Source organism: Lentzea albida, from assembly GCF_900111005.1.
Taxonomy (GTDB): domain Bacteria; phylum Actinomycetota; class Actinomycetes; order Mycobacteriales; family Pseudonocardiaceae; genus Lentzea; species Lentzea albida.
Map to the genome: position 1 here is coordinate 238,809 of NZ_FOFV01000002.1, position 13,111 is coordinate 251,919.

Below are 13,111 nucleotides of genomic sequence, written 5' to 3' on the forward strand. Positions count from 1 at the left end.
CAAGTACATGAAATCCACGCTCATGAAGCGTGCGGTGAGTGCTGCCGTGGTCAGCGCTCTCGCACTGTTCGGATTGACACCCGCGGCAGGAGCAGCGGTCGTCCGGCTGTCCGCGAACCTGACCGCGTCGAGCAGCAACGGCCCGTACGGGGCCGGGAACGCCGGTGACGGCAACCAGGGCAGCTACTGGGAGAGCACGAACGGCGTGTTCCCGCAGTGGCTCCAGGCCGACCTCGGTTCGTCGAGGAGCGTCAGCAAGGTCGTGCTGCGCCTGCCCTCGACCTGGGAGCAGCGCTCGCAAACGCTTGCTGTGCAAGGGAGTGCGAACGGATCGCAGTTCAGCGACCTCGTCGGTTCGGGCGCGCGGGTCTTCTCCCCCGGCTCGAACAACACGGTGACGCTGGACTTCACCGCCACCAGCGCGCGGTACGTGCGCGTCACGATCACCGCGAACTCCGGCTGGGCCGCGGGCCAGCTCAGCGAGTTCGAGGTGCACGGCGAGTCCGGGCCGGTCGACCCGCCGCCCGCCGGGGACGACCTGGCGGCCGGCAAGCCGGTCGAGGAGTCCGGGCACGTGCACGACTTCGTGCCCGCCAACGCCGTGGACGGCAACGTGGGCACGTACTGGGAGTCGAGCGGGCTGCCCGGTCACCTGACCGCGAAGCTGGGCTCGAACGCCGACATCACCTCGGTCGTCGTGAAGCTCAACCCCGACTCCGCGTGGGGCGCCCGCACGCAGAACTTCGAGGTGCTCGGACGTGAGGCGGGCGCGTCCGCGTTCGCGACCCTGAAGGCGCGCGCCGACTACCGGTTCGACCCGGCCACCGGCAACACCGTCACCGTGCCGGTGACCGGTCGCGCGTCCGACGTGCGGCTGCACTTCTACTCGAACACCGGCGCGCCCGGCGGCCAGGTCGCCGAGTTCCAGGTGTTCGGGGCCTCGGCTCCCGCGCCCGACCTGACCGTCACGAACCTGACGTGGACACCGGCGAGCCCGTCCGAGGCCGACGCGATCAGGCTCACCGCCACCGTGCGCAACGGCGGCACCGTGGCGTCCGGCGCGACGACGCTGAACGCCACGCTCGGCGGCACCGTCGCGGGCACCGCCTCCGTCGGCGCGCTCGCCGCCGGGGCCACGGCCACCGTCACGGTCGACGCGGGTCGCCGGGGTGCCGGTTCCTACGCGGCCGCGGCCACCGTGGACCCGGCCGGCCAGGTCGCGGAGACCAACGAGGGCAACAACACCTTCACCTCCGGCTCTCCCCTGGTCGTCGGCCAGGCGCCGGGACCGGACCTGCAGATCACCGGTGTCACGCCGAACCCGTCGTCCCCGGCGGCAGGCCAGCAGGTGACGTTCGCGGTGTCGGTCAACAACCGCGGCACCTCGGCTGCGGGCGCCTCGGTGACCCGTGTCTCGGTCGGCGGCAGCACCTTGAACGCCAACACCGGAGCGATCAACCCCGGTCAGACCGTGACGGTCAACGTCGGCACCTGGACCGCCACCAACGGCGGCGCCACGGCCACCGCGACCGCCGACGCGACCAACGTCGTGGCGGAGACCAACGAGAACAACAACACCGCCACCCAGTCCGTTGTGGTCGGACGCGGCGCCTCGGTGCCGTTCACCTCGTACGAGGCCGAAGCAGGCCGCCACAACGGCACGCTGCTGCAGGCCGACGCGAAGCGCACGTTCGGGCACACCAACTTCGGCTCCGAGTCCTCGGGCCGCAAGTCGGTGCGACTCGACGCGCAGGGCCAGTTCGTGGAGATCACCTCGACGGTCAGCACCAACTCGATCGTCGTGCGCAACTCGATCCCGGACGCCGCCGCGGGCGGTGGCCAGGAGGCGACGATCAGCCTCTACGCGAACGACCAGTTCGTGCAGAAGCTGACGTTCTCGTCGCGCCACAGCTGGCTCTACGGCACGACCGACGACCCCGAGGGCCTCACGAACCGTCCGGGTGGCGACGCCCGCAGGCTGTTCGACGAGACCTCGCAGTTGCTGGCGAACTCCTACCCGGCGGGCACGAAGTTCAAGCTCCAGCGCGACTCCGGTGACAACGCGCAGTTCTACGTCATCGACCTGATCGACCTGGAGCAGGTCGCCCCGGCCGCCTCGAAGCCGTCCGAGTGCGTCTCGATCACGCAGTACGGCGCCACCGCGAACGACCAGACGGACGACACCGACGCGTTGCAGCGCGCCGTGACGGCCGACCAGAACGGCGAGATCCCCTGCGTCTGGATCCCGGAGGGCAAGTTCCGCCAGGAGAAGAAGATCCTCACCGTGTTCAACAGCGGTGGTGACAACCAGGTCGGCATCCGCAACGTCACGATCCGCGGCGCCGGCATGTGGCGCTCGCAGCTGTTCTCGCTGATCCAGCCGCAGGACGCCGACACGATCAACCACCCGCACGAGGGCAACTTCGGCTTCGACATCGACGACAACACGCAGATCTCCGACATCGCGATCTTCGGCTCCGGCCGGATCCGCGGCGGTGACGGCGGCGCCGAGGGCGGCGTCGGCCTCAACGGCCGGTTCGGCAAGAACACCAAGGTCACCAACGTGTGGATCGAGCACGCGAACGTCGGTGTCTGGGTCGGCCGCGACTACACCAACCTGCCGGACCGCTGGAACCCCGGCGACGGCCTGCAGTTCAGCGGCATGCGCATCCGCGACACCTACGCCGACGGCATCAACTTCACCAACGGCACCCGCAACTCCACGGTGTTCAACTCGTCGTTCCGCACCACGGGCGACGACGCGCTGGCCGTGTGGGCGTCGAAGTACGTGAAGGACCAGAACCTGGACGCCGGCAGCGGCAACGCGTTCCTCAACAACACGATCGCACTCCCCTGGCGCGCCAACGGGATCGCGATCTACGGCGGGTCGAACAACCGCGCGGAGAACAACATCATCTCCGACACCGCCAACTACCCGGGCATCATGCTGGCGACCGACCACGACCCGCTGCCGTTCGGCGGGACGACGTTGCTCGCCAACAACGCCCTGTACCGCACGGGCGGCGCGTTCTGGGGTGAGGCGCAGGAGTTCGGCGCCATCACGCTGTTCTCGCAGAACCTGCCGATCCCCGGCGTCGTCATCCGCGACACCGAGATCCTCGACTCGACCTACGACGGGATCCAGTTCAAGGGCGGCGGCAGCGGCATGCCGGACGTGCAGATCAGCAACGTCCGGATCGACCGGTCCAACAACGGCTCGGGCATCCTCGCGATGGCCCAGGCCCGCGGGTCGGCGCGCCTGACGAACGTCACGATCACCAACTCGCGCGACGGCGACATCACGATCGAGCCGGGATCGCAGTTCGTCATCGGCTAGTCCGGATCTAGATCACTTTTGAAACCACCTCCGATCGGGTATCTCCCGGTCGGAGGTGGTTTCAATGTCCACGGTCGTTGTCGGGTTCGACGGTTCCGACCTGGCCAGGCGCGCTGTGCGGTTCGGTGCCGAGGAAGCATCCCGCCGCGGTGCCGCGCTTCAGGTGGTGCACGCCGTCCGCGCTCCCCTGCCCGAACCGGTCTTCACGCCGATGTCCGTCCCGGTGCCGGAGTTCGTCACCGAGGAGACGATGTCCAAGGCCGCCGAGGACCACCTCGCCGAGCTGGCCGAGGAGATCAGGCGCGACTGGCCTTCGCTCGAGGTGGCCACCCACGTGCGCATCGGCCGCCCGGTCGACGTCCTCGCGGACGAACCCGGCGACCTGCTGGTGCTCGGCTCGTCCGGCCGCACCGGCATCGCCGAGATGTTCCTCGGTTCCACCGCCGTCGAGCTGGTGTCGACGGCGGGCCGTCCCGTGATCGTGACGCGCTCCGGCCCGGTCGACGGCCGCGTGGTCGTCGGCGTCGACGGCTCCGACACCTCGACGGACGCGATCGCGTTCGCCTTCGAGCACGCCGCCCGCCACGGCCGCGAACTGCACGCCCTCCACGCCTTCAACGACGCCGGCTGGGCCGAACTGCCCGAGCCGGACGTCGACCACGTCCGCGCGGACCTCTCCAAGCTGCTGGACGAACAACTGGCACCCCACGCCGCGCGGTGGCCCGATGTGCACGTGTCGCACGAGGTCGTCTTCGACGCTCCCGCCCGCGCGTTGCTCCATGCGGCCGACGGCGCTGCTCTCGTCGCGGTGGGAAGTCACGGCCGTGGAGCCGTGACGCGTGCAATCCTGGGTTCGGTGAGCCACGCTGTGCTCCACCACGCGCCGTGCCCGGTCGCGGTGGTCCATCGGAGGTGACGTCGGATGCGCGGGTTAGCGGCCGTGCTGCTGTGCCTGGTCTTGGCTTCGTGCGGCCAGGTTCCGCCACCGCAGGTGCCTGCTTCGGCGCCGCCTTTGAGCGTGGTGACGTCCGCGGCCGTGGCGTCGCCGCCGAGTTCGGCCCCGCTCAGCGTTCCGGTGCCGACGTCGGCACCACCGCCGCCCACGCTGCCCACTCCCTCGCGTGCGCTCGACCCGTCGCTGACGACGGTGCGGGGCACGGTGTCCGGTGGGGTCGAGTCCGGCTGCACCCTCCTGTCCACGCCCGGTGAGCAGTACTTGCTGCTCGGCGCCGACCCCGCGATCGCGGTGGCCGGCGCCGTGGTGGAGGTGAGCGGGCGTCCTGATCCCGGTGCGATGACCACGTGCCAGCAGGGCACGCCGTTCCACGTCGTCAGGACATCTCGCGTCTAGTCGTTCAGCGCCTTGCGGAGGAACGCGACGGCCTGGCTGATAGCGCCCTCGGCGGCGTGCGTGCCGCGCAACGCGTTGAGCATCACGAAGTCGTGGATCGCGCCCGCGTACCGCACGGCCGTGACGGGCACCCCGGCGGAGCGCAGCTTGTCGGCGTAGGCCTCGCCCTCGTCGCGCAGCACGTCGGCCTCGGCGGTGATCACGAGCGCCTGGGGCAGGCCCGCGAGCTGGTCGAGCGTGGCGCGCAGCGGGGACGCGGTGATCTCGGCGCGCTCGACGGGGTTCGTCGTGTACTGGTCCCAGAACCACTGCATGCCGTCGCGGCGCAGGAAGTAGCCCTCGGCGAACTGCAGGTACGAGTCGGTGTCGAAGGACGCGTCGGTGACCGGGTAGAAGAGCACCTGGGCCTTCAACGCGATGTCGCCGCGTTCCTTGGCCTGCAACGTGAGCGCCGCGGCCATGTTGCCGCCGACCGAGTCACCGGCGACCGCCACGCGCGACGCGTCCAGGCCGTAGGAGGCGCCGTCGGTCTGGATCCACTGCGCGGTGGCGTAGTTCTGGTTGATCGCGACCGGGTAGCGGGCCTCCGGCGAGAGCGAGTAGTCGGGGAAGACGACGGCCGCACCGGCGCCGACGGCCAGTTCGCGGACCAGGCGGTCGTGGGTGTGGGCGTTGCCGAAGACCCAGCCGGCGCCGTGGATGTAGAGGATCACCGGGAGGTCGCCGGTCGCGCCGAGGGGCTTGACCACGCGGACCTTGAAGCCGTCGAGCTCCACCCACTGCTCGTCGACCTCGGGCTTCGCGATCTCACCCGACTGCACCTCGTCGACGGCCTTGCGGCCCTCCTCGGGGGCGAGGTCGAACAGGAACGGCGGCTGGGCGGTGGCGGCGGCGAACTCGGCGGCGGCGGGCTCGAGGACTGGGCGCTTCATGGCTGCTCCTTCGTGGATCGGATGCCATAAAGCTAGTACGCGATTAAATCGCGCACAACGTAACCACGACCTCACCGGAGACGGGAATACCGACGGCCCCCACCCGAACGGGCGAGGGCCGTCGATGAGCGCGTGCTGGACTCAGGGCAGAGCGGCCGTGGCAGGCGTGCAAGCCGAGCCGATGGCGGGCGTGTCAGCTGACGGAGAAGGCGGCCGTGGCCGGCCTGTCAACCGGCAGAAGCTCCAGCGAGCCCGCGTGTCAGCCGACCGTGAAGCCCGCCGTCGCCCCCGTGAACCCGGAGATCTTCCCGGTCCACCCGCTCTTCTCGTCACCGTGGTGCACGATCCGGTAGGTGCCGGCCGGAGTGTCCGCCGGGATCTGCCAGGTGATCGTCGCGTTGGAGAACGCGATCCCGACCCGTTCCCACTTGTAGCGCGTAGACCAGTCGCCGTCGTCGTGAACGCGCACCCACTGGCCGTTCACCTGCCGCTGCACCTCCAGGAACGTGTGGTTGCGGTGCAGGTTGTTCTTCGGGTGCCCGGTGACGAACACGGACGTGACGGTCTCACCGCGCGCATAAGAAGCCTTCGGTGCCGTCAAGACGTCGCCGTACTTCTTGTCCGCGGGCTTGTCGTCGAGCACGACGCCGGTCTGCAGGTTGATCTCGGTGAACGGCGGCTTGCCGGGGAGGGGGCCCGCGGGCAACGTCGTGCCCGCCTTCATCGACGCGGCCAGCTTGCCGAACTCCTGCTGGTACGCCGGCGTGGTGTTGCGGCCGAACAGCGTCGAGCCGCCCTCGTACTGCTGGGAGTCGTACTCCTCCGGCGTGGTGACGTACTGGCTGTAGTCGTTGGCGTAACCCTGGATCAGCACGTTCTGCACGGGCACACCGGCCTCGGCCGCGACCGCCTTGCGGATGCGCAGGCCCGCGGTGATCGTGACCTCACCGGGCACGGCGACGAGGTGCAGCTGTCCGATGCGGACGATCTGCAGCGGCACGACGTTCGGGGTCGCGCCGATCAGGCCCGTCGGCACCAGGGAGGCCTTGGGGAACTGGCAGTCCCGCAGCCACTGCGGGACCTCCATCTGCAGCGGCTCGAAGAGCTTCTTCCACGGCGACTGCATGCCCTCGGAGAAGCCGGGGATCGCCGGGCCGTCCTCGATGCTGCCCGCGATGGTCGACGCGCCGACGACGCCCGAGCAGGTGGTGCCGGGCTGGCCGGTGTCGGTGAAGCGGCCCTCGACCTGCACGGCCGACATGTCCACGAACCGCATCCGCGAGTCGACGCCGCCGGAGAGCGCGGCCTGCGGGCCGTGGTAGATCTCCTGCGCCTTGCGGTTCTGGCGCTCGCCGATGATGCGGGCGTTCTCGAACTCGTTCTCGGTGGGGCCGGAGCCGGGCTTCAGGTTGAGGTTCGGCGACATGTCGCCCGCGTTGGTGTTCGGGAACGCCGCCACGAATCCCGCGGTGTCGTCGAGGTAGCGCACGCCCTCGTCGTCGTGCTCCCACTGGTAGGCCGCGTACCCCTTGTTGTCGGGGCTGATCAGCGTGTTGGCGTTGGTGATCGACGTGTTGTGCGTGGCGAACCAGCTGATCGCGCCGACGTCCTCGCCCGACTGCCGGAACTTCAGCACGGTCATCTGCGGGTCGATGCCCGCCGGGAAGAAGCCCTTGTCCGGGTTGCGGTCGAACGCCACGCGCGAGCGGTTGACCGACGCGTTCGTGAGCTCGCCGACGCCGAGGCTGATCGAACCGGGCTTCACGTCCTCGTGCGCCTCGACGACCGACTCGGTGATGCCGTCGACCACGGCGGCCAGGGCCTGCGGCTGGAGGCCCAGGATCGACAGGTTGTAGGCGAGGTTGTGCGACTGGCCGCCGGGGCCGCTGTGCGTGTGCGTGGCGGACAGCAGCAGGTTGTCGCGCGTGTAAGTGCTGCCGTACTTGGCCTGGAGCTTGGCGAGCACGCCTTCCTGCACCGCGCGGAAGATCATCGCGAGGTCGGCGTTGACGTACGCCACGCGCTTGTTCGTGGCGCGGTCGACCACGACGTAGGCCCGTGACCGCAGCCGCTGGTGGATGCCCGTCGTCTTCTGGTCGAACTTCGAGTAGCCCATCATGCCGTTCTCGGCGGCCGGGCCGGTGACGTCCGAGATGCCCCGGCCCACGAGGTACGGCTCGGGTTCCGCCCAGGCGAACGGTCCGCTGACCAGCGCCGCACCGACGAGTGCGGCGACCACCGTCAAGACTTTCGCCCGCATGGAACACCCCGCTAAGTGAATTGGATTCACATTTCAGGGTCGACGGTAGGTGATCCAGACCACTGAGAGCAAGTCACCGCGAGTGCGTTGGCGGTGACGACGAGCAAGATTCCAGCCCAATGGTGGAGTTCCAGGGTCTCCCCCAGCAGGACGAGACCGGCCAGGGCGGCGAGCACCGGGTGCGCGCTGCACGCCAGTCCGAACAGCCGCGCGGGCACCTTGCGCAGCACGATCACGTCGGCCGCGTAGGGCACCACGCTGCAGAAGACGCCGGCCGCCACCGCGTAGAGGACGGCCATGCCGTTGAAGTGCCCCTGGACGATCAGGAACACCGCGACCGGCACGTAGAGCAGCGCGGACACGCTGGTCGCCGCCGCGGGGGCCTGCAAGCCGGGCAGCCGCTGCCCGACCAGGCGGTTGAGCAGGATGTACGCGGCCCAGCTCGCGGCGGCCAGCAGTCCGGCGCCGATGCCGAGCCAGTCGCTCGACGGCCCCGGCAGCACCAGCACGTAGACACCGGCGGCCGCGATCAGCACGAACAGGAAGTCGAGCCTCGTCCGCGACGCGGCCAGCGCGACGCACAGCGGCCCGAGGACCTCCAGGGTGACCGCGAGGCCGAGTCCGATCCGGTCGACGGCCGTGTAGAGGCTGAGGTTCATGGTCGCGAACACCACGCCGAGCGCGATCGTCGGCCACCACTGCGCCCACGTGAACCTGCGCGGGTTCGGGCGGGCGACCGGCAGCAACACGGCGGCGGCGACGAACTGGCGGACGGCCACGACCCCGGCCGGACCGATCGTGGCGAACGCGTGCGCGCCCACCGCCGCGCCGAGCTGGCTGCTGGCCGCGCTGGCGGTCATCGTGGCGAACCCACCGAGGCTCTTCATGTCGTCCAGCCTGCGGTCGCGGAGGCGATACGGGAAATGCATCGCCCGCGCCGACGATACGTCCGGCGTATAGATTCGGGGTCATGGACCTGCGGCACCTGAGGGCTTTCGTCGCGGTGGTGGACGCCGGCACCTTCACCGACGCCGCCACCGCGCTCGGGCTCACCCAGGCGTCCGTGTCCCGTTCGGTCGCCGCCCTCGAAGCCACCCTGGGCGTGCGCCTGCTCCAGCGCTCACCGCGGCACGTCTCCCTCACCACGACCGGCGCCCAGCTCCTCGAGGGCGCGCGGCGGGTGCTGGACGAGGTCGCGCACCTGCACCGGATCGCGTCCGAGTCGCAGACCGAACTGCGCATCGGCTACGCCTGGGCGGCGCTCGGCAAGCACACCCGGCGCGTGCAGAAGGCCTGGGCCGCCCGGCACCCCGGCCTGCCGCTGGTGTTCGTCCAGTCGAACTCGTTGACCGCCGGGCTCGCCGAGGGCACCGCCGACGTCGCCGTGGTGCGCAAAGCCCTCGACGACTCGCGGTTCGAGACGGCACTGCTCGGCACCGAACGCCGTTACGGCGTCGTAGCGACGGACAACCCGTTGGCGCGCAAGCGTTCGCTCAAGCTCGCCGACCTGGCCCGGTACTCCCTCGCCGTGGACGACCGCACCGGCACCACCACCCTGGACCTGTGGCAGCCGGGCAAGGCGCCGGCCGTCGTGCGCAACACCGGCAGCGTCGACGAGTGGCTGACGCTGATCGCCGCGGGGCAGGCCGTCGGCATGACCTCCGAGGCCACCGCGAGCCTCAACCCGCGCCCCGGCGTGGCCTACCGGGCCGTGGTGGACGCGCCGCCGATCGCGGTGTGGCTCGCGTGGTGGAAGGACCAGCCGCCCCAACACCTGACCGACCTCATCACGCTGGCGTGCGACGCCTATCGCGCGGTGTGAGAAGTCGCTGCCATAACAGGGACATGAGTGGAAGTTTCACCCCTCATGCCCGCCTCGCAGCTCACTTAGTGTCACCTGTCATGGACGGGCTGATGCAACCCCGGCCGCTCACCCTCGCGCACGTGCTGGAGCGGGCCGAGCGGCTCTACGCGCACAAGCAGGTCGTGACGGTCGGCGAGCGGGTCACCTACGCCGAGGTCGCCGAGCAGACGCGGCGCCTCGCCACCGCGCTCGACACCCTCGGCGTCCCGGCCGGCGCGCGGGTCGCCACGTTCGCGACCAACACCCGGCGGCACCTGGAGCTGTACCTCGCGGTGCCGATCACCAAGCGGGTGCTGCACTCCATCAACATCCGGCTCTCGGCGGAGCACCTCGAGTACATCGTGAACCACGCCGAGGACGACGTGGTGTTCGTCGACCGCGCGCTGCTGCCGCGGATCTGGCCGAGCGCCGGCCGGATGCCGGAGGTCCGGCACTGGGTGGTCCTTCCCGACGACAGCGGCGAGCCGATCCCCGACGACCCGCGTGTCCTGCACTACGACGACCTGGTCGCGGCGGCCGAGCCGTTCGCGGGCTCGTTCGAGGACTCGTTCACGCTCGCGGACGAGAACCTGGCCTCCGGGCTCTGCTACACCTCGGGCACGACCGGGCCCCCGAAAGGCGTGCTGTACAGCCACAGGTCGACGATCCTGCACTGCCTGGGCACGCTCGCCGCCGGGTTCATCGGCCTGTGCGAGAGCGACGTCGTGATGCCGATCGTGCCGATGTTCCACGCCAACGCGTGGGGTCTCCCCTACGGCGCGATGATGACGGGCGCGTCGCTCGTCCTGCCCGGCCCGTCCTCGGATCCGACGCACCTGCTGACGCTGATGGAGACCGAACGGGTCACCGTCGCCGGTGCGGTGCCGACGGTGTGGACGAGCCTGGTGCCGCAGCTGGCCTTCCACGACCTGGGAGCCACGCGGTTCCTGCTCGGCGGAGGGTCGGTGATCGCCCCGGCGCTGTCCGAGACCTACCGCGCCGCGATCGGCGTCCCCATCACGCACTCCTGGGGCATGACGGAGATCAGTCCGGTCGGGACGATCGGCGGCACCCGAACCCAGCACCACGGCACGACCGCGGCCGAGCAGACGGCGGTGCGCGCGGCCCAGGGCCAGCCGCTGCCGCTGGTGACCCTGCGGATCGCCGACGTCGAGACGGGCCAGGAACTCCCGCGCGACGGCACGGCGATCGGCGAGCTGCAGGTGGCAGGCCCCTGGGTGGCGGGCGGCTACTACCAGGTGGACGCGGTGGACAGCTTCACCGACGACGGCTGGCTGCGCACCGGCGACCTCGCCACGATCGCCCCCGACGGCTACATCCGGCTGGTCGACCGGATGAAGGACCTGATCAAGTCCGGTGGCGAGTGGATCTCCTCGGTCGAGCTGGAGAGCGCGATCACCTCGCACCCGGACGTCGTCGAGGTGGCCGTGATCGCGCGCCCGGACCCGAAGTGGGGCGAACGCCCCGTCGCCTACGTCGTCCTGCGCGACGGCAGCGCCACCACCGGGGACGACCTGCTCGCGCACATCACGCCGGCGGTCGCGAAGTGGTGGCTGCCCGACGAGGTCGTCTTCCGCAGCGCGTTGCCCAAGACCGGCACGGGCAAGCTCTCCAAGAGCTCGCTGCGCGACCTAACCCAGGTCCCGCAGGCGGAACAGCTGCAGACCTAGCTGCAACTCCAGGTCGTTCTCGGTGCGCCAGTCCGCACCGAGAACGTCGCTGACCCGGTCCAGCCGTTTGAGCAACGTGTTGACGTGCACGTGCAACGCGCGTGCGGTCGCCGCCACGTTCGCGCGGTGGTCGTAGTAGGTGCCGAGCGTGCCGACGAGGTCGGTGCCGCGCCGCCGGTCGTACTCGACGAGCGGGCCCACGGAGGTGTCGAGGAACCGGTCCAGCTCGCGGACGCGGTCGGCGTCGAAGATCATCGCGTAGAGGGCGTACCGGCTCGTCGTGACGCCCCGGTCGGTGTGCCCGAGCGCCTTCATGACCGCGCCGCACCGGCTCGCCAGGGAGAACGCGCGCGCCCAGTCGTGGCCCGTGACCCGTTCCCCCACGACGGCGACGGGACCGCCCAGCGCACGCCGGAGGCGCCGATGGACCTCGTCGGCGGCTCTGTCGTCGTCGGTGCTGGGCACGATCATCGTGGCCCTGCCGAGGTGTTCGCCCGCCAGTCCCGCGCGGTCCCTCGCGATGTCGTGCAGGTGCCGCGCGAGCTCGGTCGAGGTCAGCGCGGGCGAGTCCGCGACGAGGACGAGGTTCAGCCGGTCGGCGTTGATGTGGCGGGCCTGCGCCCGTGCGCGCTGGGACGGGCTGATGCCGGGGCTGCCGACCATCAGCTCGGTCAGCAGCTCGCCGCTGAGCCGCTCGCTGGCGTCCGCGACCGCGCGTTCCTTCAGGATCAGCAGCCCGAGGATGTGCGTCGCGCGCTCCAGGGTGCGCAGGTCCATGTCGTCCGAGACCCCGTGCTCCGGCACCGCTTTCCGACTCCAGGACAACGCGCCGAGGTGGCTGTCGCCCGCGCGGATCGGGGCCACGCTGTGCGCGGTGCCGTCGGCGTCGACCGTCGTCGTGACGCGGCCCGAGCGCGTTCCGGCGGCCCTGTCGAGCACGACGACGGTGCCGCCGAGCTGCCCGGCGAGGAGCTGGGCCACGTCGTCCGGCGTGCCGCCCTCCAGCACCACGCCCGTCAGCGTCTCGTGGATCGCCTGCGCCCGTTCCACGACGGCCACGTGCTTGCGCAGTTCCCGCAACGCCGTGCGGCTCTCTTCGTACAGGCGGGCGTTGTCCAGGGCCACCGCCGCGTGGTCGGCGAACGCGCTGAGCAACGCGATCTCGCCCGCGTGGAACGACCGTTCGGAGCGGTACGCGGCGAACAGCGCGCCCACCACCTCGTCGCGGATCACCAGCGGTACGCCGAGGAGCGCGACCAGGTCCTCCGTGCCGACCAGGCGGTCGAAGCCGGCGTCGTGGTCGATGAGGGTCGAGGCGGCGTAGTTCGGCACCCACTGCGGGCGCCGGGTCGCGAGCACCTTGCCGCCGAGGCCGACCCCGGCCGGGATGGTCGCGCTCAGGAACGCCGCCGAGATCGTCCCCTCCGCCGCCCTGGCCGACAGCCTGCCGTCCGAGACCAGCGAGAGGTACGTGAAGTCTGTGCCCATCAGGTCATGGGCGTGGCGGACGATCGACTGCAGCACGGCGTCGAGCTCACCGAGGGCGGTCAGCGACTTGGCCGTGGCGTACAGCGACGCCAGTTCGCGCTGCCGTCGCACGAGCTCGTGCGACTCGTTCGGGTCGATGCTCACCCGGCCATTCTCACCCATCAGCCGGTGGAGGAAAGGCCCACCGAACTGGGTGCAGCGGTGTGTGA

9 protein-coding genes are annotated in these 13,111 nt (G+C 70.5%); 5 read left to right on the forward strand and 4 right to left on the reverse strand.

All coding sequences use genetic code 11. The annotated features are described in order from the left end of the window. Nucleotides 1–7 precede the first annotated feature (7 nt). The 3 genes from BMY74_RS06475 to BMY74_RS06485 all read left to right on the forward strand — a co-directional run bounded on the left by BMY74_RS06475 (nucleotide 8) and on the right by BMY74_RS06485 (nucleotide 4,688). Nucleotides 8–3,337: a CARDB domain-containing protein gene (locus BMY74_RS06475; protein ID WP_089911134.1), complete on the forward strand. Its 3,330-nt coding sequence runs from the start codon at nucleotides 8–10 to the stop codon at nucleotides 3,335–3,337. 64 nt (nucleotides 3,338–3,401) lie between these two features. Continuing rightward, nucleotides 3,402–4,253: a universal stress protein gene (locus BMY74_RS06480; protein WP_089911137.1), complete on the forward strand. Its 852-nt coding sequence runs from the start codon at nucleotides 3,402–3,404 to the stop codon at nucleotides 4,251–4,253. Nucleotides 4,254–4,259: 6 nt separating this feature from the next. Further along, on the forward strand, nucleotides 4,260–4,688 hold the full coding sequence (locus BMY74_RS06485) for a hypothetical protein (protein WP_218159536.1): 429 nt from the start codon (nucleotides 4,260–4,262) through the stop codon (nucleotides 4,686–4,688). On the opposite strand, the gene BMY74_RS06490 is transcribed toward BMY74_RS06485, so the two are convergent. From BMY74_RS06490 to BMY74_RS06500, 3 genes are all read right to left on the reverse strand, one after another. Continuing rightward, nucleotides 4,685–5,620: an alpha/beta hydrolase gene (locus BMY74_RS06490; protein ID WP_089911140.1), complete on the reverse strand. Its 936-nt coding sequence runs from the start codon at nucleotides 5,618–5,620 to the stop codon at nucleotides 4,685–4,687. The genes BMY74_RS06485 and BMY74_RS06490 overlap by 4 nt on opposite strands. A gap of 259 nt (nucleotides 5,621–5,879) precedes the next feature. Then, nucleotides 5,880–7,880, reverse strand: a complete 2,001-nt coding sequence (locus BMY74_RS06495) for a neutral/alkaline ceramidase (protein ID WP_089911144.1) — start codon at nucleotides 7,878–7,880, stop codon at nucleotides 5,880–5,882. 26 nt (nucleotides 7,881–7,906) lie between these two features. Next, nucleotides 7,907–8,767 carry an EamA family transporter gene (locus BMY74_RS06500; protein ID WP_245785939.1) on the reverse strand — a complete coding sequence of 287 codons (861 nt, stop codon included), beginning with the start codon at nucleotides 8,765–8,767 and terminating at the stop codon, nucleotides 7,907–7,909. An 83-nt stretch (nucleotides 8,768–8,850) separates the two neighbouring features. Here BMY74_RS06500 and BMY74_RS06505 point away from each other — a divergent pair, with 83 nt between their 5' ends. Together BMY74_RS06505 and BMY74_RS06510 are read left to right on the forward strand one after the other, a co-directional pair. Beyond that, complete coding sequence (locus BMY74_RS06505) at nucleotides 8,851–9,702, forward strand: LysR family transcriptional regulator (RefSeq protein ID WP_089911147.1); 852 nt, start codon at nucleotides 8,851–8,853, stop codon at nucleotides 9,700–9,702. A gap of 80 nt (nucleotides 9,703–9,782) precedes the next feature. After that, nucleotides 9,783–11,414, forward strand: a complete 1,632-nt coding sequence (locus BMY74_RS06510) for a long-chain fatty acid--CoA ligase (RefSeq protein ID WP_089911150.1) — start codon at nucleotides 9,783–9,785, stop codon at nucleotides 11,412–11,414. Here BMY74_RS06510 and BMY74_RS06515 read toward each other — a convergent pair. Then, nucleotides 11,376–13,046 carry a helix-turn-helix domain-containing protein gene (locus BMY74_RS06515; RefSeq protein ID WP_245785940.1) on the reverse strand — a complete coding sequence of 557 codons (1,671 nt, stop codon included), beginning with the start codon at nucleotides 13,044–13,046 and terminating at the stop codon, nucleotides 11,376–11,378. The two genes, BMY74_RS06510 and BMY74_RS06515, sit on opposite strands and share 39 nt — an antisense overlap. Nucleotides 13,047–13,111: the final 65 nt, after the last annotated feature.

Coding starts and splice junctions, on each gene's coding strand:
- BMY74_RS06490 (WP_089911140.1), bottom strand. CDS start 5,620: ATGAAGCGCCCAGTCCTCGAGCCCGCCGCCGCCGAGTTCGCCGCCGCC.
- BMY74_RS06480 (WP_089911137.1), top strand. CDS start 3,402: ATGTCCACGGTCGTTGTCGGGTTCGACGGTTCCGACCTGGCCAGGCGC.
- BMY74_RS06510 (WP_089911150.1), top strand. CDS start 9,783: ATGGACGGGCTGATGCAACCCCGGCCGCTCACCCTCGCGCACGTGCTG.
- BMY74_RS06495 (WP_089911144.1), bottom strand. CDS start 7,880: ATGCGGGCGAAAGTCTTGACGGTGGTCGCCGCACTCGTCGGTGCGGCG.
- BMY74_RS06505 (WP_089911147.1), top strand. CDS start 8,851: ATGGACCTGCGGCACCTGAGGGCTTTCGTCGCGGTGGTGGACGCCGGC.
- BMY74_RS06500 (WP_245785939.1), bottom strand. CDS start 8,767: ATGAAGAGCCTCGGTGGGTTCGCCACGATGACCGCCAGCGCGGCCAGC.
- BMY74_RS06475 (WP_089911134.1), top strand. CDS start 8: ATGAAATCCACGCTCATGAAGCGTGCGGTGAGTGCTGCCGTGGTCAGC.
- BMY74_RS06485 (WP_218159536.1), top strand. CDS start 4,260: ATGCGCGGGTTAGCGGCCGTGCTGCTGTGCCTGGTCTTGGCTTCGTGC.